23 protein-coding genes and 1 pseudogene are annotated in these 22,661 nt (G+C 62.3%); 9 read left to right on the top strand and 15 right to left on the bottom strand.

Annotated elements, in window-relative coordinates; genetic code table 11:
* Positions 1-185: 185 nt before the first annotated feature.
* From GWE18_RS09870 to GWE18_RS09860, 3 genes are read right to left on the bottom strand one after another with little or no spacing between them, the layout of a single operon-like run.
* A complete protein-coding gene (locus GWE18_RS09870; protein WP_275185555.1) occupies positions 186-1,709 on the bottom strand; it encodes a tripartite tricarboxylate transporter permease in 1,524 nt (507 codons plus the stop codon).
* Positions 1,709-2,182 (bottom strand): tripartite tricarboxylate transporter TctB family protein, encoded by a 474-nt coding sequence (locus GWE18_RS09865; RefSeq protein ID WP_275185554.1) that lies wholly within the window; start codon positions 2,180-2,182, stop codon positions 1,709-1,711. Before GWE18_RS09865 ends, GWE18_RS09870 begins: the two co-directional genes overlap by 1 nt.
* Positions 2,179-3,141: a tripartite tricarboxylate transporter substrate binding protein gene (locus GWE18_RS09860; RefSeq protein WP_275185553.1), complete on the bottom strand. Its 963-nt coding sequence runs from the start codon at positions 3,139-3,141 to the stop codon at positions 2,179-2,181. Before GWE18_RS09860 ends, GWE18_RS09865 begins: the two co-directional genes overlap by 4 nt.
* Positions 3,142-3,474: 333 nt before the next feature.
* On the opposite strand from GWE18_RS09860, the gene GWE18_RS09855 reads away from it, so the two are divergent.
* From GWE18_RS09855 to GWE18_RS09845, 3 genes and pseudogenes are all read left to right on the top strand, one after another.
* Positions 3,475-4,023: an anthrone oxygenase family protein gene (locus GWE18_RS09855; RefSeq protein ID WP_342804243.1), complete on the top strand. Its 549-nt coding sequence runs from the start codon at positions 3,475-3,477 to the stop codon at positions 4,021-4,023.
* A gap of 175 nt (positions 4,024-4,198) precedes the next feature.
* Positions 4,199-4,557 (top strand): annotated as a pseudogene (locus tag GWE18_RS09850) (PRC-barrel domain-containing protein).
* A 1,094-nt stretch (positions 4,558-5,651) separates the two neighbouring features.
* Complete coding sequence (locus GWE18_RS09845; RefSeq protein WP_275185551.1) at positions 5,652-6,173, top strand: ClpXP protease specificity-enhancing factor SspB; 522 nt, start codon at positions 5,652-5,654, stop codon at positions 6,171-6,173.
* A 4-nt stretch (positions 6,174-6,177) separates the two neighbouring features.
* Here GWE18_RS09845 and GWE18_RS09840 read toward each other — a convergent pair whose 3' ends face one another.
* From GWE18_RS09840 to GWE18_RS09825, 4 genes are all read right to left on the bottom strand, one after another.
* Positions 6,178-6,990, bottom strand: a complete 813-nt coding sequence (locus GWE18_RS09840; protein ID WP_275185550.1) for a hypothetical protein — start codon at positions 6,988-6,990, stop codon at positions 6,178-6,180.
* Between the two features lie 9 nt (positions 6,991-6,999).
* Positions 7,000-7,788, bottom strand: a complete 789-nt coding sequence (locus GWE18_RS09835) for a fumarylacetoacetate hydrolase family protein (RefSeq protein ID WP_275185549.1) — start codon at positions 7,786-7,788, stop codon at positions 7,000-7,002.
* A gap of 69 nt (positions 7,789-7,857) precedes the next feature.
* Complete coding sequence (dksA, locus tag GWE18_RS09830; protein WP_092509290.1) at positions 7,858-8,223, bottom strand: RNA polymerase-binding protein DksA; 366 nt, start codon at positions 8,221-8,223, stop codon at positions 7,858-7,860.
* Between the two features lie 201 nt (positions 8,224-8,424).
* Complete coding sequence (locus tag GWE18_RS09825; RefSeq protein WP_275185548.1) at positions 8,425-9,036, bottom strand: NAD(P)-dependent oxidoreductase; 612 nt, start codon at positions 9,034-9,036, stop codon at positions 8,425-8,427.
* 114 nt (positions 9,037-9,150) lie between these two features.
* Here GWE18_RS09825 and GWE18_RS09820 point away from each other — a divergent pair, with 114 nt between their 5' ends.
* Complete coding sequence (locus GWE18_RS09820) at positions 9,151-9,540, top strand: helix-turn-helix domain-containing protein (protein WP_275185547.1); 390 nt, start codon at positions 9,151-9,153, stop codon at positions 9,538-9,540.
* 96 nt (positions 9,541-9,636) lie between these two features.
* Here the strand turns inward: GWE18_RS09820 and GWE18_RS09815 are convergent, their stop codons facing one another.
* On the bottom strand, positions 9,637-10,050 hold the full coding sequence (locus GWE18_RS09815) for a flagellar assembly protein FliX (RefSeq protein ID WP_057849309.1): 414 nt from the start codon (positions 10,048-10,050) through the stop codon (positions 9,637-9,639).
* Positions 10,051-10,315: 265 nt separating this feature from the next.
* Between GWE18_RS09815 and GWE18_RS09810 the strand changes: the two genes are divergently transcribed.
* From GWE18_RS09810 to GWE18_RS09795, 4 genes are all read left to right on the top strand, one after another.
* Positions 10,316-11,440, top strand: a complete 1,125-nt coding sequence (locus tag GWE18_RS09810; RefSeq protein ID WP_275185546.1) for a flagellar basal body P-ring protein FlgI — start codon at positions 10,316-10,318, stop codon at positions 11,438-11,440.
* Positions 11,440-11,796, top strand: a complete 357-nt coding sequence (gene flgJ, locus GWE18_RS09805; protein WP_275185545.1) for a flagellar assembly peptidoglycan hydrolase FlgJ — start codon at positions 11,440-11,442, stop codon at positions 11,794-11,796. Before GWE18_RS09810 ends, flgJ begins: the two co-directional genes overlap by 1 nt.
* A 19-nt stretch (positions 11,797-11,815) precedes the next feature.
* The gene (locus GWE18_RS09800) at positions 11,816-12,313 is read left to right on the top strand and encodes a hypothetical protein (RefSeq protein WP_275185544.1); all 498 of its coding nucleotides are present in this window, start codon (positions 11,816-11,818) and stop codon (positions 12,311-12,313) included.
* 159 nt (positions 12,314-12,472) lie between these two features.
* Positions 12,473-12,862, top strand: a complete 390-nt coding sequence (locus GWE18_RS09795; protein ID WP_275185543.1) for a hypothetical protein — start codon at positions 12,473-12,475, stop codon at positions 12,860-12,862.
* Between the two features lie 18 nt (positions 12,863-12,880).
* Here GWE18_RS09795 and GWE18_RS09790 read toward each other — a convergent pair whose 3' ends face one another.
* Both GWE18_RS09790 and flaF read right to left on the bottom strand, forming a co-directional pair.
* The gene (locus GWE18_RS09790; protein WP_275185542.1) at positions 12,881-13,246 is read right to left on the bottom strand and encodes a hypothetical protein; all 366 of its coding nucleotides are present in this window, start codon (positions 13,244-13,246) and stop codon (positions 12,881-12,883) included.
* Positions 13,247-13,269: 23 nt separating this feature from the next.
* Entirely contained in the window at positions 13,270-13,635 is a 366-nt protein-coding gene (gene flaF, locus GWE18_RS09785; protein WP_275185541.1) for a flagellar biosynthesis regulator FlaF, read from the bottom strand.
* 563 nt (positions 13,636-14,198) lie between these two features.
* Here flaF and flbT point away from each other — a divergent pair.
* A complete protein-coding gene (flbT, locus tag GWE18_RS09780; RefSeq protein WP_275185540.1) occupies positions 14,199-14,624 on the top strand; it encodes a flagellar biosynthesis repressor FlbT in 426 nt (141 codons plus the stop codon).
* Between the two features lie 78 nt (positions 14,625-14,702).
* On the opposite strand, the gene GWE18_RS09775 is transcribed toward flbT, so the two are convergent.
* From GWE18_RS09775 to GWE18_RS09755, 5 genes are all read right to left on the bottom strand, one after another.
* Positions 14,703-16,580, bottom strand: coding sequence for a flagellar protein (locus GWE18_RS09775; protein ID WP_275185539.1), 1,878 nt, complete (start codon positions 16,578-16,580; stop codon positions 14,703-14,705).
* A 7-nt stretch (positions 16,581-16,587) separates the two neighbouring features.
* The gene (flgK, locus tag GWE18_RS09770; RefSeq protein WP_275185538.1) at positions 16,588-18,468 is read right to left on the bottom strand and encodes a flagellar hook-associated protein FlgK; all 1,881 of its coding nucleotides are present in this window, start codon (positions 18,466-18,468) and stop codon (positions 16,588-16,590) included.
* 47 nt (positions 18,469-18,515) lie between these two features.
* Entirely contained in the window at positions 18,516-20,333 is a 1,818-nt protein-coding gene (locus GWE18_RS09765; RefSeq protein WP_275185537.1) for a flagellar hook-basal body complex protein, read from the bottom strand.
* A 187-nt stretch (positions 20,334-20,520) separates the two neighbouring features.
* Positions 20,521-21,021 carry a peptide-methionine (R)-S-oxide reductase MsrB gene (msrB, locus tag GWE18_RS09760; protein WP_275185536.1) on the bottom strand — a complete coding sequence of 167 codons (501 nt, stop codon included), beginning with the start codon at positions 21,019-21,021 and terminating at the stop codon, positions 20,521-20,523.
* 132 nt (positions 21,022-21,153) lie between these two features.
* Positions 21,154-22,572 carry an FAD-binding oxidoreductase gene (locus GWE18_RS09755; protein WP_275185535.1) on the bottom strand — a complete coding sequence of 473 codons (1,419 nt, stop codon included), beginning with the start codon at positions 22,570-22,572 and terminating at the stop codon, positions 21,154-21,156.
* Between the last annotated feature and the right edge of the window lie 89 nt (positions 22,573-22,661).

Raw genomic sequence — 22,661 nt, 5'->3', positions numbered from 1 at the left:
GCGATTGGAGAACGTGCAGCGTGAGCCATTTCACATCGCCGGCTCACTGTGAGGTGAACGGATTGCGTGGAGGCGGGATTACGCTGGATTCTTTCCGAGGCCGCAAGCGTCGGGAGCCGAAGTTAGACGCCGCTCGCCACTACAATCGCCGCGACGCAGGCCGCCGAACGGCACCTCGTTGCGGCTCAAAAATCCGGCTCTTCCTCAGCCAACCGGTTCTGGTGGCGCCAATGCTGCCATATGGCCAGCCCGACCGAGGTCGCCGCCGCCAGCAGCAGCAAGCCCGAAATCGGCCGCGTCAGGAAGAGCCAGGGATTCGCGTCGGTCATGATCGCACGCACAAGGTTGATTTCGATCTGGTCGCCGAGAATTAGGCCGAGGATCAGGGGCGCGAGCGGAAAGCCGAGCTTGACCAGCACGTAGCCGACGACGCCGAACAGCAGCAGCACGTAGACGCTCTGCATCGTGTTGTTGAGTGCGTAAGCGCCGACGACGCAGAGCACGAGCACGACCGGCGCCAGCACCGCCATCCGCACCGAGGTCACGCGCAACATCAGCGGCATCAGCATAACGCAGATCAGCAGCATGCAGGGATGCGCCAGGATGTAGGCCGCATAGATGCCATAGGCGATGTCGGGGTTTTGCGAGATGAATAGCGGTCCCGACTGGATACCGTGGATCGTCATCGCGCCAAGCATCACGGCGGTGACGGCGTCGCCGGGAATCCCGAATGCCATGATGGTCATCAAGGAGCCGCTGACATTGGCGTTGTTCGAGGCTTCCGAAGCGATGATGCCCTCGGGGTGCCCCCTGCCGAAACGCTCCGGCGTTTTCGAGAATTTCTTGGCCTGGTCATAGGCCATGACGCTCGATGCGCTGCCGCCGATGGCAGGCAGGATTCCGATGATCAGCCCGACGATCGTTGCCCACGCGAGCAGGAACGGCTGCTTGAAGATTTCCAGGTTCACCTTGAGGTGCGAGAAACGCTCAAGCTTGACCCCGACCAGCGATTGCGCCGGCTGGCCGCGCGGCGAATTCAGCTTCTCCAGATCGGTCATGATCTGCGCGAAAGCGAAAATGCCGATCAGCACGGGGAGGAACGGAAAGCCGCCGCCGATGAACTGTGAGCCGAAGGTAAAGCGCGGCACGCTACCGATCGGATCGTGGCCGACCACCGTGATCAACAACCCGATGGCGGTCGAGATCAGTCCCTTGAGGAGCGAGGATTCCGTGAGACCCGCGACCATCGCCATGGCGAGCACGAACAGCGAGAAGTATTCCCACGGCCCGAATTCCAGCGCGATCGCCGCGAGCGGCCCGGTGAGGAACACCAGGAACAAAGCGCCGAGCAGGCCGCCCCAGACCGAAGCCCAGACGCCGAGCCAGATGGCGCGGCCCGGCTCGCCGTTGCGCGCCATTGGAAAGCCGTCAAACGTGGTGGCGATCGAAGCGGGCGAGCCCGGGATGCCGAGCAGACAGCAGGCAATGAGGCCGCCGGTCGATCCGCCAACATAGACGCCAGTCATCGCCGCAAGGCCCGCCAGCGGATCAAGCCCGTAGGTGAACGGCAGCACCACGATGACGGTCATGGTGATGGTGACGCCCGGCAGAGAGCCGCCGACCACGCCGATGAACGTGCCGGCAAACAGCGGCAACAAGTATTTCCACTGGGCGATGTTGACGAGGCCGTTCCAGAGCAAATCGAGCATCAGAAACCCGTCCACGCGCCGCGTGGCAGCAGCACCAGCAGGTACCGTTCGAAGGCGAAATAGCTCACCGCGGCGGTGCCGAGCGCGATCACGGCGAGCACAACCCATTGCCGCACCGTTCGCGGACGGTCCAATGCGGCCTGCAACGCGCCGACGAACAAGACAGTGGCGACGCGAAATCCCAAAAGCGGCAGCAGCACCACATAGGCGCCGACGATCGCGAATGCGATCACGACCAGGCGATAATTTCGTCGCGGCGCATCGCCAACGCCGGCCGGGGCGCGGCGCCTCAGGAGGTCCTGCAGGACCAGCAGCGCGCTCGCGGCCGCCATCAGCGACAGCACGATGGCCGGGTAAAAGCCCGGCCCGACCGGAACGATGGGAAGGGATGGAAGCTGGAAGGACTTGACCAGAAGGATCAGGCTGATCGCGAGCAGGACCAGCCCGGCAATTCCGTCGCGGCCGATGCTCATTTCTTGATCAGACCGAGATCGGTCATGACGACCTTGTTCTCGTTGTCGATCTTGGCGAGGAACTGCGCATAGTCATTGGCATTGAGGAACGCCACGCGGGTGCCCTGCACTTTCATCGCTTGAGCGAAGCTCGGCTCCTTGGTCGCCTTGGCGCAGCCCTCCTCGAGCTTGGCGCGGACCGGCGCGGGCGTCCCCTTGGGAACGAAGATGCCGCGCGCCACTTCGTACACGATGTTCATGCCGAGTTCCTTGAGCGTCGGCACGTCGGGCGCTTCCGGATCGCGCTTCTCGCTCGCGATCGCGATGTAGCGCAGCACGCCGGCTTCGACCTTGCCCTTCTGCGTCAGGTTGGAGTCGGTGAGGTTGATGTGGCCGCCGAGCAGCGCGTTCATCCGCGGGGCCAGGCCGTCGTAGGACACGAACTTGAATTTCACGCCGGCCGCCTTCTCGATCATTGCCGGGAAGATATGGCTGGTCGAGCCGAGCGTGGCGCCGACCGTGATCTCGCCCGGCCGCTTCTTGGCGTCGTCGGCGAGCTCCTGCCAGTTCTTCCAGGGCGTTTTGGCGCTCGCGGTCAGCACCGAGGGGGTCGCTGAGACCAGGCAGATCGGCTCGAAGTCGCTGTATTTGACGTCACTGATACCCGCGTAGAACGTCAGATGGATATAGTCGTGCACGGCGTAGACCGTATAGCCATCGGGCGCCGCAGCCTTGGCCTCGCGCGCGCCGGTGGTGCCGGATGCGCCGCTGACATTGGCGACGACCACCGGTTGGCCGATGTGCTTCTGGAGTTCGGCGGCGAACGGCCGGAAGATATTGTCGGTATCGCCGCCCGCGGCCCATGGCACGATCATCTTGATGGGGCGGTCGGGATATTGCGCCATCGCCGGCGCCGATAAAGCAGCCAGCACCCCGGTCAGCACGGCAGCGCCGGCCATCGTCACCAACGTCCTTGCCATCCGTCATCTCCCTGTGTCGTCTCGTGGGCCATTCAGGCTCTCGATCGGAACAATAGCAGCCGGGCCACGCAGGCGAAAGCCCTGCGGCGGCTGGCGTGTCGGCCATGTGCTCGCGCCCCGGGGCGGGCATGCGCTACCCGGCTTCTAACCTCCGCTGTGTGCCATGAGCCGCGGTGGTGAGACCTCGCGCTGCAGATTTTTACTTGTTACCCATACATTCTGGACACCGTAATTTTGACAAGGGTCACGCTCAGCGGATGTCTTGCCGGTTGTGGTTTTGCAGTATTGGTGAGAACAGAATGATTGGCCCTTAGGGAGGCTGCAATGCCTGGAATGCTCGCGGCGCTGTCGATCGCATCAGTCGTCTTTTGCGGCGCGATTTTCGGATTCTTCTATGCCTGGGTCTGCTCGACAATGTGGGGGCTCGATCAGGCGGATCCCCGCGTCGCAATCGCCGCCATGCAGGCGATGAATGCGTCAGTGCGCAATGCGGTGTTCTTTCCCGCATTCTTCCTGACGCCCGCGGTTCTGGTTTTCACGGCGGCCGCAATGCGCTTTGCCGGTCAAAGTCTGGCTGCGTTGTGGTTCCTGGCCGCGGCTGCGGTCTATATGGCTTTCGGCCTTTTTCTCACAATGGCTGTGAACGTTCCCATGAACGAAGCGTTGGCGAGGACGCCTGTTCCAGCAGACATTGATGTCGCGCGGGAGGTTTGGGAAAGCTATTCGGGGCGATGGCAGTTCTGGAATCAAGTGCGAGCTATCGCGTCAGGCATCGCTTTGATTTTCGCCGGTATCGGATTGACGAGATCGCGACTGACCGCATCAGCGTACGACAGCAAGGGTCGATCTTCACCTAGCCGCGGGCGGGTATTGACCCTGTAACGGCGGTGTCGTCCCTTGGCGATGAGGGGAAGCGAGTGCTGCCGGCTGTCAATGACGTAACGTAGGAACTTCACTATCGCAGGTCGCGCTGCGTCGATGCGTAACCCTCGCTCTCAGGAACGTTTCCCCTCGCCTCTCGTTTTTCGTTCTCTATGTCATCTGGAGGGGAACACGGATGTCTTTGAAAGCAAACGAAACCGGCAACCTGATCGGCAGCGACAAGGTCGAGGGAACTGCGGTCTATGGCGCCGATCGCAACAAGATCGGCTCGATCAAGCGCGTCATGATCGACAAGAAGAGCGGCAGAGTATCTTACGCCGTGCTCTCGTTCGGCGGCTTTCTCGGCATCGGCGACGACCATTATCCGCTGCCCTGGCAATCGCTGAAATACGACACTTCGCTCGGCGGCTACGTCACCGGCGTGACGGAATCGCAGCTCAAGGGCGCACCGCACTACCGCAACGACAACACCTGGAACTGGAGCGATCCGAACAGGACCGCGCTGTCAACGACTATTACGGCGTCGCGATCTGATCGTGATCGCGCCACGACACTTCGAAAGGCCCTTCACTCGATGGCGGGCATATTTTTTTAGATGCCGTGCTGGTCTGCCAGCGGAGAACCATTTCTGCTGCTTTGCGTTGGGTCTCGCGAGAGGCAGAGCCAATGGGAAAATTCTTCTTGATCGTTATCGCCCTAAGCGTCGCCGTTTTGCTCGCGATGAGCGCTTATGTCATCAGCTTGTGACGCCCAATGCGGCTTGCCGAGCAACTCGACAAAAAATCAGCGCTATGGATGCACGGTACACCTGGCGCGAAGACTGTATGGCACATCACGCGGTGAAAAAGCAGGCTCCGGTGCCCCCGGGGGAAGATTGCACCCGGAGCCTTATAAGGTTACCGCGTGTCTGAAGACACCATTGCATAATTTTCCCGGTCTAAAATCGTTCCTGCCCGGACGTCACTTCTTCCTGGTTCCGCCGCTATCGACTGTGTTCCCGCATCCTTCGCGAGGCGGCGATGCGCTAATTGCGTGAGAATGCGCCCGCTCGCCGATCCTCGAATTGCCTGGCGCGGCAAGCTCTCTTTCTGCCAAGTCTGATCATGAATACATCCCCCCAAATCACCTTCGCGACCGCATGGCCCCGACCGTTGGTCATCGTCATGAAGGTTGGAGGACGCGCAGGTCCGCCGCGCAAGATTGTCGCAGGTTGGTTTTCCATGACGAACACCCGCGCAAAAGAATGGCGCTTGAACGCCTTCGGCGAGCCGTTCGACAGGAAGTACATCGATCGACGCATTTGGTTTAGGAACTTGTGCTTTAGGGACTTGCGGACGACGAATCGCGCAGCCCCGGGGCACCACCGCGGGCGGCAAGCCGGCGTCGGATTTCCGGGCTGGAATCAGGACTTTTCATTAACCATTAATTCGCCAACGACGATGCCAAGATGGTTGCGCCTCTCCGGGGAGCACGACATAAGCCGTGAAAACCCTTGCGCAGGGCGCGCCGGCTGATCCCGAAGTACCCCGCGTTAACCACCATGTGCTGCCTCCAGCGCACACGGCCTGCGGGTACCATGCACGCCCTACGTCACTGCGCCTCTTTCTTTTTTGAGGGAACCCGTTAGCATGATCCCGGATGAAGGCGCGTCGCGGGACCGCGAACACACCCAGTTGTCATTTGCCCATGAAGGCAGGCGATCGAGTATTCCAGAGACAGCAGTGATGGAAACGACAGGTCGCGGCCGGCTGGATACCCCGCAAGTGCGAGGTATGTCCCTCTCTTGTGGGGCAACGCTTCTCCTGCTCGCGATTCTCGTCCCAGCCTCGCATGCGTTGGCCGAGCCGTGCAGCAAGCCGACAGCGCGCTCCAAGATTGCCGAGACGCTCAAGCTCGCTTCGGAGCAGCGGCCGGTCAATATCACGTTCCGCACCCACGCCGATGGCGTGAAACTGTCGCTTGGCCTCAAGTCGAAATACCCCGACGATATGACCATCATCCTGCAGCAGGACTTCGAGCAGTTGCACATAAAGGACGACCGCTTCGAGGTCTTGCTGCGGTTCATGGGGAATCGGGAACGACTGACCGTACCCTTCAATGCGATCAAGGCATTCTGGGATAAGTCCGTATTGCAGTGCTCCGACGGCTGACGTCTCATTCCGGCGTCGCGCGCCGGATCAGGGCGCAGAGCCCCGTCATGCGCGCGATCGGATGTTCGACGAACAGGCGGCAGGAAGCAAGCGCGCCCTTCAGCGTATCCGGCGGCGTGGCAGGTTTCAGTTGCGACGCGAGAACCGCGCCATGGGCATACCCAAGCGCGCGAGTCGAAAGCGTCAGCGCATTCAGCCGCCCTTCCCGCTGCAGCGGCGCGAGCATGGTTCGCACCAGCGCGAGGTAGGCCGGCCAGTAAGCGAGATGCCGGTACATGCTTGCGATCAGTTGCGGTTCGGTGTCTTCGCCGAAGGAATTCAATTCGCCGACCAGCGCCGCCACTTCGGGATCAAGCGCATCCATTGGCGGCAATTCCGGAATCTTGGCGCCGGACGGTTTTGGCGCGGTCGCGGCAGGCGCCACGGTATCAGCTGGTCGCGGCTCGTAATGCGCCAGCAGCGCCGAGAGCACGACGAGCGCCAGCGCGTTGGTGTATTGATAGCTGTCGAGCACGCCACGAATGAGCGCACGTTCGGTCTCGTCCACACCGGCGGCGAGCAAGGTATCCGTGGAGAAGCCGGGCCAATCCGGCAGCGCGATCGTTCGCCTCACGGCTTCGGCATGCAATGGCGCGTCGCCGAGATAGAGCGGCCGTACCGTCGACCACGTCCATTCCAGCGCACCCGGCATGGTCGCGAGGTTGCGCCAGATCAGATTGACCACGCTGGTGCCGAGAACTTTCCGGATGTCGGCATAGATGTCGGCGATTTCACCTCTGGCTTCGGCTTCGAGAACCGAAGGAACGCTCTCTGCCATCGCCGCCACTCAATTCCGGAAATTGACTGCCACAGTGCCCAACCCGTCGAGCTCCATCTTCACGCTGTCGCCGGCGTTGAGCCATACGGTCTTCACGAGACTACCCGTGAGCACGATCTGGCCCGCATGAAGGCCCTTACCCTCCTCGGCCAGGTGATTGGCGAGCCAGGCAAGCGCATTGTGGGGATGGTCGAGCACGTCGGCGCCGGTGCCGCGGCCCACTTCCTCGCCGTTGATCAGGGCGCGGCCCGCGACCTTGAGCAGATCCGGCGCCCTGGTGCGTGGAACCGCCTTGCCGAGCACGCAGCCGGCGGCAAAGAAATCGTCCGCAACGAGTGTCGGCGCGCCCATTGTCTCCCATTTGACGTAGCGGTCGTCGACGATTTCGATCGCAGGGAAATAAGCCTCGATCGCCTCCATCACCCACTCCGCCGTGAACGGCTCTTCGCTCGGCGACAAATTGCGCGCCAGCCGCACCGCGATCTCGCATTCGACGCCGACGCGCACGTAGTCGCCGAAGCGAAGCTTCGCGCCGCTCTCATGGACGCCCTTGGCGAACACGCCACCGGCGCAGGGATGGGGGATATCGAGATATTGCTGCATCACCGCGCTGGTGCAGCCGATCTTGTAACCGACCAGGGCGCCTGTCTGCGGCAGCAGCAGGTCGTGGACCGCACGTTGAATACGATAGCCTTCCGCCTCATCGCCGGGCGCGAGCTCAGCGGGAAGCGAGGCCAGCGGCGTGCGATTGCGGCGGGCAGTGGCGATGGTCTGTGCGGCCGCGAGAATTTTGTCCATCAGCGGCGGCTTTCTCGTTTGCAGCCTGCGGCGCGGACAGTACGCGGCCGTCAGGCATCAGACATTGTCCTACTCGTCCCGATAAACCTTTTCGCGCTTCTCGTGACGTTCCTGCGCTTCCACCGACAGCGTTGCAATCGGACGGGCCTCCAGCCGCTTCAGCGAAATCGGCTCGCCGGTCTCCTCGCAATAGCCGTAGGTGTTGTCCTCGATGCGTTGCAGCGCGGCGTCGATCTTGGAGATCAATTTGCGCTGGCGGTCGCGGGCGCGCAGTTCGATGGCGCGATCGGTTTCAGAAGAGGCGCGATCAGCGAGATCCGGATGATTGACGTTCTCTTCCTGAAGGGTCTGCAGGGTGATCTTCGATTCCCTCAGGATCTCGTCCTTCCACGCCAACAGCTTGGCGCGAAAATAATCGCGCTGCCGGTCGTTCATGAAAGGCTCTTTTTCGGAGGGTCGATAGTTCTTCAACTTTTCCAAGGCCAGCCCATCTTCACGTGCAAGGCGGGGCGGAAAATTGTCCGTCCGCGCGGGCCTTATATAGCGGCGGGTTGTGACAGACAATATCGGCCGTCCCCTTGGGGGTACCTCCCCCAAGGCCTTGCACAGGCAAAACTATCGGAGCGGCCCGCCGGTCTAGTAGCCGACCGTGAAGAGCTGGCGGATATGGGCCGGGCGCTCGATCTCGTCGGCGAGTGCAACTGCGAAATCCTCGAAGGAAATCGAGCTTTTGCCGTCGGCAGCGGTCAAAAGCTGGTCGGTCCCAAGGCGGAACTTGCCGGTCCGCTCGCCGGCCGTAAACAGGGCCGATGGCGACAGGAAGGTCCAATTGAGTTCCTTCTCGGCTCGGAGCAGATCGAGAAAGGCGGCGCCCTTCTCGGCTTCTGCCTTGTATGCCACGGGAAAGCCCGGGGTCGTCACCAGCCGCACCCCGGGGGCCACTTCGAGGCTGCCGGCGCCGCCGACGACGAGGTAGCGGCCAACCTTCGATTCGCTGGCGGCGGCGATCAGCTTGACCGGGTCGCTCGCTAGAAAGTGGACCGAACTGATCGCGGCGTCATGGCCGGCGAGCAAACGGGCAAGGCCGGCCTGGTCCATGACGTCGCCCCTGGTCGGCGTGACGTTGGCCTGCTGGGCGATCTTTTCGGGATGGCGGGCGATGGCGGTTACGCTGTGGCCGCGGCGGGCGAGTTCGGCTGTTATGCGCGAGCCGGCATTGCCGGACGCGCCGATGACGGCGATTTTCATGGAAGTCTCCTTTGCGATACGCGAATATGGTATCTAATGGTGACTAGATGGCGAAAGGGATGTAAGTGTGAAGAGAGCACTTTTGGGTCACCTGATTACGCCGGAGTAACCGCCGTGAAAGCCACCAATTCGAAAACCCCGAACGCTTATTCGGCCGATTGCCCGACACGGCAAATTCTCGATCGCGTCGGCGACAAATGGGCGGTGTTAATCCTGCTTCTCGTGCGCGACGAGCCGATGCGTTTCAATGCGTTACGGCGGACGATTGAAGGCATCTCGCAGAAGATGCTGAGCCAGGTTCTCAAATCGCTCGAACGCGACGGACTGATCAGGCGCCGTGCGATCGCAACCGTGCCGGTGACGGTGGAGTATTCGATCACGCCGCTCGGCGCCACGCTCGCCGACGCCGTCGATCCGTTACGGGAGTGGGCGGAGAGGAATCTGAAGGAGGTGTTGAACGCGCAGCGCCGTTACGACGCGGCGCGCAAGGATATGGCGGCGTGACTCAACCACCGCTGTCATGCCCGCTTCAAGCGGGCATCCAGTACGCCGCGGCCTCTCGGCCGACCACCCGGTCAAGCCGGGCAATGACAGTCGGAGCTAGAACTGTCCAGCCTTTGCGAGCTCGACTTCAACCCGTAGCTCGATCTCGGACAATACCGCGTCGAGGCCGGGATCGCCGGAGGAGGATTTCAAGTTCGCGGCCGCGTCGCGCAGCCGGTTCACCGTCGAGGCGTCGAGATTGCCGGAGAGCAACCCGATCTTGAGTTCGTCGAGCACGTCGAGCGCGCCCCTGCCCCGCGCCACCGAACGCTTGCGGCGCTCGGTCGGATCTTCGACACCTTGCAGCGCGAGCAGCGCATCGATGTTGCCGGCGGCCTTGGGTGCTGTGGCCGAGCGCGGCTCTTCAGGCGTCGTCGGCGTTTCCGGCAGCGAGAAGCCGGTCGAACTGGTTCGCCGCGTGTGGCTCGCGGGCGATCCAAGCGTGGTGCCGTTCGGTCCGTAGATGCGCATCGTGGTGATCTCGCCGTGAGAGTAGAGGGACCTTCGCCCTCTTATGGTTAATGACGCGTAAACGGCCCGGCAAAATCTGCCGACGTGCGGCAGTTTCGCCCATCGTGGTGAACCGCCGCGGCATCATGGCCCCAGCGAACATTCAGCAATATCAAAGCATTGCATCGAAACCGCGACATGGCACGGCGCTCGCATAGTTAATGGCGGACCGCCGTCATGGGAGTGGCGCCAGCGGTCCGGTTGAAGATCTCGAGGGGAGCACAGGATGCCCGGCATCCGTTCGGCAAGACTGATTTGGGTGGCCTGCGCCGCGCTGGTGATGCTGGCGCTGTCACCCTCGTCCGCAGGCGCGACCTCGCGGATCAAGGATCTCGCCAATATCGAGGGCGTGCGGCAGAACCAGTTGATCGGCTACGGCCTCGTCGTCGGCCTCAACGGCACCGGCGACACGCTGAACAACATCCCCTTCACCAAGCAATCGCTGCAGGCGATGCTCGAGCGCATGGGCGTCAACATCCGCGGCGCCACCATCCGAACCGGCAACGTCGCGGCCGTCATGGTCACCGGCAATCTGCCGGCCTTCGGCACCCAGGGCACGCGGATGGATGTCACGGTGTCCGCGCTCGGCGATGCCAAGAATCTGCAGGGTGGCACCCTGCTCGTCACGCCCCTGCTCGGCGCCGACGGCAACGTCTATGCGGTCGCCCAGGGCTCGCTGGCGATCGCCGGTTTCGCGGCCGAAGGGGCCGCCGCCAGTGTCACGCGCGGCGTGCCGACCAACGGCCGGATCCCCAACGGCGCCATCATCGAGCGCGAGATCGAATTCGCGCTCAATCGCCTGCCCAATGTGCGGCTGGCGCTGCGCAACGCCGATTTCACCACCGCCAAGCGTATCGCGGCCGCCGTCAACGATTTCCTCGGCGTCAAGACCGCCGAGCCGATCGATCCCTCCACAGTGCAGCTTGCGATCCCGGCCGAGTTCAAGGGCAACGTCGTCGCCTTCCTGACCGAGATCGAGCAATTGCAGGTCGATCCGGACCTCGCCGCCAAGATCGTGATCGACGAGCGCTCGGGCATCATCGTGATGGGCCGCGATGTTCGCGTCGCTACCGTCGCGGTGGCGCAGGGCAATCTCACCGTCTCGATTTCGGAGAGCCCGCAAGTCAGCCAGCCCAATCCGCTGTCGCGCGGCCGGACCGTGGTGACGCCACGCACCGGCGTCAGCGTTTCCGAAGACGGCAAGAAATTTGCGGTCGTGAAAGACGGCGTCTCGCTGCAGCAACTCGTCGACGGCCTCAATGGTCTGGGCATCGGCCCGCGCGACCTCATCAGCATCCTGCAGGCGATCAAGGCCGCCGGCGCGATCCAGGCCGACATCGAGGTGATGTAATGGACACGAGCCTTATCAATGGCATCGGCGCCTACTCGAAGAAAAAGACTTCGCTGATCAACGGCCGCAAGGATCTGCAGCTCGCCGACGCGCTGACCAAGGTTTCGCCCGAGGCGCAGAAAAAGACACGCGCCAAGGCCCAGGAATTCGAGGCGATGTTCCTCAACTCGATGTTTTCGCAGATGACCACCGGCATCAAGGGCGACGGCCCGTTCGGCGATACGCCCGGCACCGGCGTCTGGCGCTCGATGCTGACGGACGAATACTCAAAATCCCTCGCCAAATCCGGCGGCATCGGCATTTCCAACGACGTCTTCCGCACCTTGATCCTGCAGCAAGCCAACCGCGCCGGCTGATCCAAAAGGAAAACCCGACATGAATCAGAGTCCTCAAGCAAAGACCGCGTCGGCACCCGCACCTGCAAAAGCGATATCCACGCCGGCCGAGGCGCGCAAGCTCGCGGAAGAGTTGATGGACGTGATGAGCGGGCTGCTCGGCATCATCGAGCGCGAAACCGAACTGGTTCGCGCCGGCAACGTTCGCGAGGCGATGCGGCTGGAAGATCAGAAGGGCGAGCTGTCGCGCCGCTACATGGTCGCGGTCGAGAATCTGAAGAATGCGCAAAAATATCTGGCGCAGGTGTCGCCGGAATTGTTGACCACGCTGCGCCGCCACCACGACACCTTCCGCGCGATGCTGCAGATCAATCTCACCGTGCTTGCGACGGCGCACGCGGTGTCCGAAGGCATCGTGCGCGGCGTCAACGCCGAGATTCAGCGCAAGAACATTCCGAGCACCTATACGGCTTCGGGACAACGCACCGCGCCGGGGCCGCGCAACATCACCCCGCTCTCGGTCAGCCGCTCGCTGTAGGCGATCGCGATTTTCAACTAGCTACAATTTTCACCAAATTTGCGCGCCCGCGTCAGGGCGGGATTCAGCGTGTTCCCTAACACCGCGTTGAGAGGTGCCGGGTTATATTGCGATCGACGAGGGGTTGGGATTTGACTCGCAGCAAGCCCGGAGGCTGCCATGAGTACAGATTTCAACATCAAACCGGTGGGGGCACCGGTTGCCGCGCCGATCGTTCAGCACGTGAGCGAGGCGGTACAGCATGCGGTCGCAACCGAACTGCCGGCGAGCCAGAGTGTCTCGGCAGCCGACACGGGCGCGCGCGCCAGCACCGATTCCGCGGCCGTCCGCGTCTCCATTTCGAATGCTTCGGTGTCGAACCAGTCGAACCAGGTGGTGATCGACCGCGACGCCCGCGCCGTCGTCTACCAGGTCATCGATACCAGGACGAGCCAGGTGGTGAAGCAGTTTCCCGAGGAAGCCGTGCTGCGCCGGCGGGCTTATTTCCACACGCTCGATTTGACCAAAGAGGCGCCCACGCGGCTTCGCGTTACCGATCGCAAGGCTTAGGACACGTAACGACTGACGTTAGCTCGCGCGTGATGCGTAGGCCTGGTCGAGATAGGTCTGGCCGCTCGACGGATCGGTGACAACGTTCTTGATCTCCGCTTTCCCAAGGGCGGATAGCGTGAACTTGGTGTCGCCGATCCGGAACGAAAGGTCCTTGATCAGAACCTCCTGGAACTTGTTGGTGCCGCCGCTCTGGTACTGCACCTTGGCGCGAAAGCCGGTGACGTTCGAGATCGTGAACTTGAACGTCTTGTTGTCGGCATATTTCCCGCTCCAGCTGCCTTCGTACAGCGTGGGATCGACCGCCACATACGGGGTCTTGGACGGAACGGTCAATCCTACCGCCTTGTAGTTGGCCGATATAATGCTCCAGAGATCAGCCATGGCGGCTCACTCACCCAAACCGGTTAGCCGCGACCAGAAAGGCCGGCGGCGAGATTGCAATTGATGTCGATCAGCGATTTCAGCTTGGCCGGATCCGGATTCATTTGCATGTCGACGGTCTGCTTCATCACGAAAACGCCGATGTTCGCGATGTTCTGCCGCACTTCGATCGGTTGAGGATTCTCGTTCGCCTCAACTGCGCTCATGAAGATCGACCAGAGCCGACGGTTGAACAGCAACGCGTTGTGCATGGCCTTGTCAGGACCGTTCCAGTTTGACTGGACTTCCTGGAGTTGCCGTGCGGCCTTCAGCAGCGCCTGCGCTTCGATTTCACGGGGGGACGTCGTCGTTTGCGATGTACGCGCGTAGGCCTGGGCTGCATTAGACATTCACGAACCTCGATGGGAGCGGTTTGCAAGACCGCGGGGACTTCAGAAAAACTGCCCAACTTTCATACAGCTTGCGCCTTTAAATATGGTTAGCAAGAGTTACCGATTGTGTCGGTAGTCCGGCAAAAAATCCATATTTGCGTGAGCATGCCGGCCATCAGGTTCTGATGGAATTAAGATCGAAGCCCAAATTCTTCGCTTCGGCGTTTTTGTTTCTCGAGCGAATCGAATCCCACATTCGAAAAGAAAGGCGGCGGTAGTTTCCTCCTCCGCCGCCGTGATCGTTTGCCGTCCCCGCCTTAGCGCAGGCGCCGCAGCACGCTCTGCTGCGACTGGTTGGCCAGCGCCAGCGCGGACACCGCGATCGACTGACGCGCTAGTAAATTTGTACTCACTTCGCCGCGACCGAATTCATTCCGTACTTCTACTGGCCACGTGCGGAAAAGCCCCGCCAAATGGGCACTAATCGCATCTTCACGATTGGTTAACCATCATCAGGAAGGATGCCGAATCTGCCGGCGGGCAACCGACAACGCGCGAAAAGCGTCAAACGGAGAACAGGCATGGCCTTGAAAGTCGAGCTCAAACCGCACGAGCGAATCATCATCGGCGCCTGTGTGGTCACCAACACCGATCAACGCGCCCGGCTGCTGATCGACGGCGACAGGATTCCAATCCTGCGTGAGAAGGACATCCTCACCCCTGAGACCGCCGATACGCCGGCCAAGCTGGTCTATCTCGCCGCGCAGCTCATGTACCTGTCACCGGATCCGATGGCGCACCATCCGACCTATTTCAGCCTCGTGCGCGATATCCTGACCGCGATGCCGAGTGCATGGCCATTCATCGAAGGGATCAACAACTACATTCTCAATGGCGACCTCTACCACGCGCTGAAAGAAGCGAAGAAACTGATCGCCCACGAAGAGCAGATCCTAGACAGCGCCCGTAAGTTGCTGTCTCCCGAGGCTGATCGCAAATCCGCATAGCCACCGCATCGCTCAAAAGAAAAAGGCCTCCGCAAGGAGGCCTTTTCGCATTTCGATCAACGCGCAAATTGCCGATCGTCAGATCGGCAGGAACTTGGTCAGCGTGGTCTGGTAGAGCATCGAGGTCGTTTGATACGAGGCCTGCAGACTGGTCTGCAGCGCCAGGATCTTGGTCGCCACCTCGTCCTGATTGATGCCCTCGATCTGGTCGAGCATGGTCTGCGCCATCCCCTTGAGCTGGGTCTGGCGATCGCTCGAAGCCTTGATTGCGTTCTGCGCGCCGGCGAACTCCGCCTGCATGTCCTGAATCGATTGCTGGCCGCTCTGCGGCGCCAGGTTTGCCGAAATCCGCTGCTGCAGCGCGTTCACCTGCGCTTTTGAGTTCGGATCGGCGGCATTGGTCGTGACGGCGGAATACACCGCGATGTTCTGCAACTGATAGCGCAACGCCTGCTCGTTGGCACGCGCGCCATATTGCACCGTGATGGACTGGTCGATGCGCGCGATCGCGGTGCCGCGCGCCGGATCGGTACCGACTTCGCCGGTGTACCACGAGACGGTGTTGGCGGATGTGCCGCCGATCAGATTGGTGGCCGTGGCAAACGGCGGGCCGTTGACGCGCAACGGCGCCGCATTTGCGCTCGCCGTGGCGCTAAAGCCCAGCGCCGCGAACGCGGTTGCGTTCGAACTGGAAACCGTCAGGCTCTCGCCGTCAGCGCCGTGCAATGCTATTGCGCCGCCGGTGACGGTCGATGGCGTACCGGTGCCGGTGATCGAATCGATCTTTGCCAGCAAGGTCTGCACGCTGTCGGTGATGTTGAGCTGGTTGCCGGTCGCACCTGAAGCAACGAAGGTGATCGGCGTGCCGTTGACCGTAATCGTATCGCCCGCCGCAAAGCTCGCGGCCAGCGAATCCGTTCCCGCCGCGCCCGAGAGCAGCGTAGCGCCGGTGATCGGCCCTGGTACCGTGGCCTGATTGTTGACCGCAGTCCCCGTGACGGTCGCGGACGGGCTGAAGAAGTTTTCGGACGCCGCGATCGCGGACGCGGCCACCAGTGACGTGTCGCTCAGCGTTTGGATCGAAGACGTCAATGCGGCCTGCAGGTTCGCAGTGGTCGCAACCGTATCGACGCCGATCAGGAACGAGCCGGTCGGCGGCGGGTTCGTGGTCGTCGCGGTCAGCGCGATCGACTCGGTAGTGCCGTCCGGCAGGTTGAAGTTGAACGTGATCTTGTCGCCACTATTCGGATTGACGGCGCCGAGATCGACGGTAGCGGCCGGCGGCGCGCCGGTTGGCTGCGTCACAGTCGCTCCTGTCAGCGACGAACTGATCGAACCGAGCTTCAACCCGAACGATGAACCATCCTCGGCCAGGCTGGTCACGGTTGTCGTCAACGGCGGCGACGAGACCGTCAGATGCGCCATGTTGGCGACACCCTGATCGGCCTGGCGGCGTTCGTTGATCAGTTGCTTCAAGCCGGCCTGCGTTCCCACGCCGTCGAGCATGACGTCGGCCGGCACCGTCGCGGACGTGTCGGTCGTGCGGCCGGAAAACAGATAGCGGTCGCCGGTCTGGCTGTTGAGCAGCGACACCGCATTCGAGAACGCCGCCTGTGCCGTGATCTGGCCGGAGGTTTGACCGTTGTCGTTGAGCACGATGGTCGACGTACCGGCCGCTTTCTTTACCGACGTGCCGATGTCGGCCAATCCCTGCAGCGCAAGGTTAACGACGTTGAGCCTGGTATTGACGTTGGTTGCGGTGTCCTTGAACGCGTCGATGCTGCTGACCTGCGCGCGCAAACTCAGCGCAAAGCCGCGGTTGGCGCCCTGCCCTGCATAAGTCGTCGAGACCCGGCCGCTGGCAAGCTGCTGCGTCAGATCATCGAGTTGCTTGCGGATGTTGAGGATCGAGGTCCCGATGTAGGATGTTCTGCCGCTAACGCCATCGATCGACATGATACCCTCACATGGCCTGGATCAGCGTGTCGTACATCTGCTTGATGGACGACATTACGCGCGCGTTGGCAGAGTACGCATTCTGCAGCGCGAGCAGATGCGCCATCTCGTCGTCGATATTGACGCCCGATGCGTCTGTCACCTTCTTCTGCAGGGTATTCAGCACCACGGACTGACCGTCGGCGAGCTGCTTGGCGGCGGTCGCGGCTTCGCCCTGCTGGCTGATGAACTGCTTGGCGAAGTTAGTCAGCGTGCCGGTGAACGGAGCGCCGGTGGTCCCGATGCCGGTCTGCGGCGAATAGCGATAGTTCCCCGTCTGCAGTTGCTTGAGAATGAAGTCGGAGCGTGTGGTGTCGCCAGCGGCCGTCAACGGGCTGGTGGAGAATACGATAGTGCGCGAGGGATCGCCGAGAAGCCCGAGATTGACGCTGATGCGGCCGGCGAGACCGATTTGCTGCGAACCGTTGGCGGTGATCGCACCGGAAAAGAGGCCGCCATTGTCCGTGAATAGCGGAAGCTGTGGGTTGCCGCTGGTGAGCGAAGACATGGTCGTGGTGACCGACGCGGCCAGCACATCCGAGCGATTCGGCGCGCCGTCATCCAGAACGCGCAGCGTAGAGCCGGAAGGATTCGAAAACTGCAGATCGGCCGACCCGAGCGCGGCGTTGAGCTGGGTAACCACCGAAGCCATGCCGCCGGAAAAATTGATGCCGAGCACTTCATCGTTCGGATCGAGCGTTGTGGTATTGCTCAGCGGCAGCACGCTCGGATCGTCGACACGCACGATCGAGAGATTATGCGTAACGCCGGTGGTGTTATCCTTGTAGCTGACGTTAATGACGTTGCCCGACTGCAATCCCGTGAGATCGAGGTCATAACCGGCCTGCGGCAGGACCGACGCGGGAGCGGCGACGCCTGCGGTCGTCTTGTCTGACAGTGCGCTCGACATCGACGCCGCGAACTGGTCGATCTGCGCCTGCGCCTTCACCAGCGTGTTGTCGCGCAGTTCGAGATAGGCCGCGATCTTGCCCGAACGGATCGAGTTGGTCGATACCAGATCGTAGCTGCCGCCGTGCGGGAAATTGATGGCGATGGTGCCGACGTTGTTCTTGGTCGGGTCGGAGCTGTACAGCGTGTTGGGCGTCATCGTGCCCTGCGGATTGAAGCTTAGCTGCGCAGCCTCGGTGCCGACCAGTTGCACGCCGGAGTTCGTGAATACCGTCACCTGGTTGAGGTCGTTGACGACCGTTCTGATGTCCATCAGGCTCGACAGTTGAGTGATGTACTGATCGCGCTGGTCGAGCAGCGAGGCCGTCGCGGCGTCCGTCTTGCCGTTGTTCTGGAGCTGGTTGTTGATGAACGCGATCTGGGCCATCGCGTTGTTGGCAGTGGTGATGGAATCGTTGATGCCCATCTCGGCGTTGGCGCGAAGGCTCTGAATCCCCTGCGTCGCCGCATTGAGCGTCTGCGCCATCGTTTGCGCGGCGCTGACGGCGCTGATCCGCGCCGACTGCGAATCCGGGCTGGTCGACAAGCCCTGGAAGGCCGTCAGGAGCTTGTTGAACGAATCCTCGATGGTGCCGGTTTCAGCCGGATTCCCGTAGACATTCTGCAGATTGGCGAGGAAAGTCGAACGGATATCGGCGTAGGCCGCGCCGGAAGTTTCCGTGCGCAATTGGGCCTGCAGATATTGATCGAGCTGCCGGTCGACGCCGTGGAGCAGAACGCTCGAGCCGTAGTCGCCGGTCACGCCGGCGGACTGGATGATCGACTTCCTGACGTAACCAGGCGTTTCGGCGTTGGCGACGTTCGATCCGACCAGCGCGATTGCGGCTTGCGTCGCGCGCAGGCCGGACATTGCGGTGGAGAGAGCTTGACTCAAACCCATGACTGATTGCCCATCTCAAGACGCATCGCGAACGGCTCGTCGCGCAATCAGCGCAGCACGTTCAGGAGATCCTGCACCATCGTGTTGGAAGTGGTGATCACCTTGGTATTGGCCGAGTAAGCCTGCTGGGTGACGATCAGCTTGGTGAACTCGTCGGCGATGTCGGTGTTGGATCCCTCCAGGGACGAACCGACGATGGTTCCGGCCTTGCCGAATAGCGCCTGTCCGGATGCGTCGGTGACCTCGAATGCGCCGCCGTTGACGCGCTTGAGGAAATTGGTGCCGTTGAAGGTCGCGACCGAAATTTCAGCGAGGTCGAGATTGCGGCCATTGGAATAGTTGCCGACGATTCGGCCGTTGGTGCCGACGCCGACCGACTGCAACTGGCCGGCGGGGAAGCCGTCCTGCTGGATCTGGTTGACCTGCACGTTGCCATTGGCATCCGCGAATTGGGTAACACCGCCGGTACCGAAGTTGATGACGGGACTGCCCAGCGCGACGCCGTTGACGACGGCATTGGTGAGCTCGATGTTCGGTACCGCCGGCGTCATCTGACCTGAGGCAGAGAAGGTGAAATTGGTGTTGACGTTCTGCCACGCAACCTGGGTGCCGGTTGCGTTGGGATTGACCTGGTAGAACAGGTTCCAGGTGTCGGTATGGCCCGCGCCAAGCGCGGCGCTGTCGACCTTGGCCCAGCGGAACTGCAGGTTCACCGGAGCGCCCGAGACGTCGTAGGTCGTGACCGCACCACCCGCTATCGATTCGGCGAGGAACGTCGAGTTGTCGTTGCCGACGACCTGACCAGTGCCGACGCCGCCGCCGCCGCCGCGCGTCGCCGTCACGGTGCCGGTAAAGCCGAGCGCGGCCCAAGCTGTGGTGTTTGAACTCGAGACCGAGAGATTGAAGGAGGTGCCGGAATGCAGCGTGATCGAGCCGGAGTTGATCGTGGCCGTGTTCGGGGCTGACGTTCCCTGGAGCACGTCAATCTTGCCCAGCAAGGTTCCGATGCTGTCGTCGACGTTGATCTGGTTGGGGCCGACGGCGGTGCCCGACGCCATGAAGGTGAGGGTTTGGCCGTTGACCGTGATTGTGTCGCCCGCGACGAAGTTGGAGGAGATCGAGTTGGTGCCGGCCGCACCGCTAAGCAGGGTCGCGGCCGTGTTTGCAACCGACGGCGTCGCTTTGTTGTTCTGAGTGGTGCCGCTTCTGGAGGCATCGGTATAGGGCGCCATAGGCGTTCCGAGTGCCAGCGGATTATGTCCGGCGCTGTATGATCCCGGCGCGATCAATTCCGATCCGGGAACGGAAACGTCGTGCTTGGTCGTCAACGGATAGCTGGCGAGGTTGGCGCGATAGTCGATCCTGGTGGTTTGCTGCGCCGGCAAGAAGTCGTTCTGGAATCGGAGAACCTGCGGCGAACTGCCGGAAGGGTTGCCGGTGGTCGGGTCGATCGGCACGCCCTGCAGATAATAGCCGGCGCCATTGACGAGATAGCCGCTCTTGTCGAGTTGGAAGTCGCCGCGGCGGGTGTAGCGGTCGACACCGTCGAACACCGGCGTGCCGTCGGTGAAGTTGCCGGGCTTTTGCACCGCAAAAAAGCCGTTGCCGTTGATCGCCATGAAGGTCGCAACCGAAGCCGTCTGCACGTCGCCCTGCACCGAGTTGGTGGAGCGGGATTGCGTGGTCACGCCGCCGGCGAGTTGCGCGGTCGCTGAGGTCTGCGGAATCAGATCGAGGAAGGAGGTGTCGACGCGCTTGAACGCTGTGGTCTGCGAGTTGGCGATGTTGCCCGAGACGTTTTCCAGCGCGTAGGAGTTGGCGCGGAGGCCGCCGACCGCGGTGGTGAGTGCGCCGAAGATACCCATGACATGTTCTCCAAATTCGATCCGGGCGGCTCGCCGTTCCAGGGAAACCGAGGCCGCGTCGGGAGAACATGTCGCAAGCGTTGTGCCAAACTATAAAATCAATGGAAATCAAATACTTAAGAAAAAAGCCCCGATCCGAAGACCGGGGCACATTTGCCGGGCGGGCAACAATTGCCGAGCGATGCCGTTACGAAGCCTGTGGCCCGGACGGGTGAAACACCAGCCCAAACCCGTCGATGCAATAGCGCAAGCCGGTCGGCTTCGGCCCGTCGTCGAAGACGTGACCCATATGTCCACCGCAGCGGCGGCAGTGGACTTCCGTGCGCGTCATCCCGAACGTCGTGTCCTTGGTTTCACCAAGGGCATTGTCGAGCGGCTTCCAGAAGCTCGGCCAACCAGTGCCGCTATCGTATTTGGTATCAGAGGAGAACAGCGGCAGGTCGCATCCGGCGCAGGCATAGATGCCCTTGCGCTTTTCTTTCAGGAGCGGGCTCGAGCCGGGCCGCTCGGTGCCGTGCTTGCGCAGGATTTCATACTGCTGGGGCGTGAGCTGGGCGCGCCATTCGGCGTCGGTCTTTTCCACCTCGAATTTCTCGGCCGCTTGCGCCGGCGAGGCGCGCAACCAGCGGAAAGCGGCCAGGCCAAACAGGCCGGCTACGGATGCGAGCAGGATACGGCGTTCGATCATGGAAATCTCCGTGCGAGGCGGGCGTAACGTTTCGCCATCAAGTACGGCCCACGAGCGCCGACGTTACACGGATCCGTTCCGGATTTTCTCACTTTCCTGCGAGCCAGGGACGGGCCCCCCGCCATTCTGCGCCTATGCCGACCGCGGCGGCTGTGGACGTACCGGCCGCGGCTCGCCCGGCGGACGGCGTGGCGGCCTGGTTCCGGCCTGCCGGTTGGCTTCCGCCAATCGCGCCTCGCGAACGCGCTCCCGGACACGAGCGCCTTCGCGGTAGCGGGCCAGCGCGCCCGCCGCGGCGGAATGGCCCCGCCCCCACAGGCCGATCAGATGGCCGGCGACGCGGCCGGTGACGCCGCCTGCCCAGACCAGTTCGAACGGCGAGAACAGTTTCCAGCGGTCCTCGCCCCACAGGATGCTGCGCGCGATGACCTGCCCTGCCATTGCCGAGGTGTTCAGCCCCTGGCGGCCGAAGCCGCTGGCGACCCACAGCCCTTTGCGCAATTGGCCGATCTGCGGCATGCCGTGCACGGTCACCCCGACTGCGCCGCCGAACACGTCAGCGATCGGCACCTTGCCGAGTTGGGGAAAGATGGTGGCGATGCGGCGTTGAATGACAGGGCCGAAGCGGCGCGGCCGCGCGTCCCAGGTGGTCTCCGGGCTCGCCCACATCAGCCGGTCGCCATCCACGATCCGAAAATGATCGATGCCGTCGCTGTCGACGACCGACCCCTTGAAGGCGAGGATCTCGCCAAGACGGTCGCCGAGCGGTTCGGTCACCGCGGCATAGCGCCAGACCGGCAGCAACGTCTCGGACAGGCGGCGCAACGGAGTGCCGAGATGAACGTTGCCGGTCAGCACGATATGCGAGGCGCGCAGCCGCGCCGACGGCGTCACGATACGCTTGCGAATGCCTGACGAATCGATGCTGACGACGGGAGTATCCTCGAAGATGCGCGCGCCCGCCCGCCTCGCCAGTACGGCAAGGCCGTGGATGTATTTGCGGCCGTCGATCTGGAACGCGCGCGGATAATAGATGCCGTGGAAATAGCGTGCCGTCCCGAGCTGATCGCGAACGCGATCGAGCTGCCATCCCTCGACTTCGGTTTCGAAATCCTCGCTCAGCGTCTGCAGCCGGCTGATCAGCATTTCGCCGACGTCGACGTTGGAGACCTCCAGCGCGCCTTCGGTCAGCGCAATTCCCGGCATCGCCTCTTCGGTGGCGGCGGCGCGAACGTAGTCAGCGCCCTCCTTCGACATCGCCCACAGCTCGCGCGCGTCGTCGAGGCCGACGCGCTCGATCAGATCGCCGATCGGAAGGCTGTAGCCCGGCATGACCGTGCCGAGTTGATGACCGGACGCGTTCCAGCCGACATGCCGGCCTTCGAGAACGGCCACGCTGGCGCCAAGGCGCGCGGCCTCCAGCGCCACGGTGAGACCGGCAAGTCCTGCGCCCACCACGCAAATGTCAACATCCAGGTCGAACGAAAGCCGCGAACGAAAAGGCGCGTCATCGTAGGGGCTGTTGGTCGCACTTGTGAAAGTCTCGAGCATGGCGTTTCTTACGGACCGCTGCAGCGCTTGTCACCTTGCCGCGGACATGAGCTTGTAGATTAGTCGAGACTAAGACCGAATCGAGATCG

Source organism: Bradyrhizobium sp. CSA112, from assembly GCF_029051645.1.
In the GTDB taxonomy this organism is placed as follows: domain Bacteria; phylum Pseudomonadota; class Alphaproteobacteria; order Rhizobiales; family Xanthobacteraceae; genus Bradyrhizobium.
Note: the sequence above shows the minus strand (reverse complement) of the source record. Positions and strands in the feature narration are given on the sequence as shown.

Coding starts and splice junctions, on each gene's coding strand:
- GWE18_RS09840 (WP_275185550.1), bottom strand. CDS start 6,990: ATGGCAGAGAGCGTTCCTTCGGTTCTCGAAGCCGAAGCCAGAGGTGAA.
- flbT (WP_275185540.1), top strand. CDS start 14,199: ATGGCCTTGAAAGTCGAGCTCAAACCGCACGAGCGAATCATCATCGGC.
- GWE18_RS09845 (WP_275185551.1), top strand. CDS start 5,652: ATGATCCCGGATGAAGGCGCGTCGCGGGACCGCGAACACACCCAGTTG.
- GWE18_RS09775 (WP_275185539.1), bottom strand. CDS start 16,580: ATGTCGATCGATGGCGTTAGCGGCAGAACATCCTACATCGGGACCTCG.
- GWE18_RS09870 (WP_275185555.1), bottom strand. CDS start 1,709: ATGCTCGATTTGCTCTGGAACGGCCTCGTCAACATCGCCCAGTGGAAA.
- GWE18_RS09835 (WP_275185549.1), bottom strand. CDS start 7,788: ATGGACAAAATTCTCGCGGCCGCACAGACCATCGCCACTGCCCGCCGC.
- GWE18_RS09755 (WP_275185535.1), bottom strand. CDS start 22,572: ATGCTCGAGACTTTCACAAGTGCGACCAACAGCCCCTACGATGACGCG.
- flgJ (WP_275185545.1), top strand. CDS start 11,440: ATGGACACGAGCCTTATCAATGGCATCGGCGCCTACTCGAAGAAAAAG.
- GWE18_RS09790 (WP_275185542.1), bottom strand. CDS start 13,246: ATGGCTGATCTCTGGAGCATTATATCGGCCAACTACAAGGCGGTAGGA.
- GWE18_RS09865 (WP_275185554.1), bottom strand. CDS start 2,182: ATGAGCATCGGCCGCGACGGAATTGCCGGGCTGGTCCTGCTCGCGATC.
- GWE18_RS09795 (WP_275185543.1), top strand. CDS start 12,473: ATGAGTACAGATTTCAACATCAAACCGGTGGGGGCACCGGTTGCCGCG.
- GWE18_RS09860 (WP_275185553.1), bottom strand. CDS start 3,141: ATGGCAAGGACGTTGGTGACGATGGCCGGCGCTGCCGTGCTGACCGGG.
- dksA (WP_092509290.1), bottom strand. CDS start 8,223: ATGAACGACCGGCAGCGCGATTATTTTCGCGCCAAGCTGTTGGCGTGG.
- GWE18_RS09765 (WP_275185537.1), bottom strand. CDS start 20,333: ATGGGTATCTTCGGCGCACTCACCACCGCGGTCGGCGGCCTCCGCGCC.
- msrB (WP_275185536.1), bottom strand. CDS start 21,021: ATGATCGAACGCCGTATCCTGCTCGCATCCGTAGCCGGCCTGTTTGGC.
- GWE18_RS09810 (WP_275185546.1), top strand. CDS start 10,316: ATGCCCGGCATCCGTTCGGCAAGACTGATTTGGGTGGCCTGCGCCGCG.
- GWE18_RS09815 (WP_057849309.1), bottom strand. CDS start 10,050: ATGCGCATCTACGGACCGAACGGCACCACGCTTGGATCGCCCGCGAGC.
- GWE18_RS09800 (WP_275185544.1), top strand. CDS start 11,816: ATGAATCAGAGTCCTCAAGCAAAGACCGCGTCGGCACCCGCACCTGCA.
- flaF (WP_275185541.1), bottom strand. CDS start 13,635: ATGTCTAATGCAGCCCAGGCCTACGCGCGTACATCGCAAACGACGACG.
- GWE18_RS09825 (WP_275185548.1), bottom strand. CDS start 9,036: ATGAAAATCGCCGTCATCGGCGCGTCCGGCAATGCCGGCTCGCGCATA.
- GWE18_RS09855 (WP_342804243.1), top strand. CDS start 3,475: ATGCTCGCGGCGCTGTCGATCGCATCAGTCGTCTTTTGCGGCGCGATT.
- flgK (WP_275185538.1), bottom strand. CDS start 18,468: ATGGGTTTGAGTCAAGCTCTCTCCACCGCAATGTCCGGCCTGCGCGCG.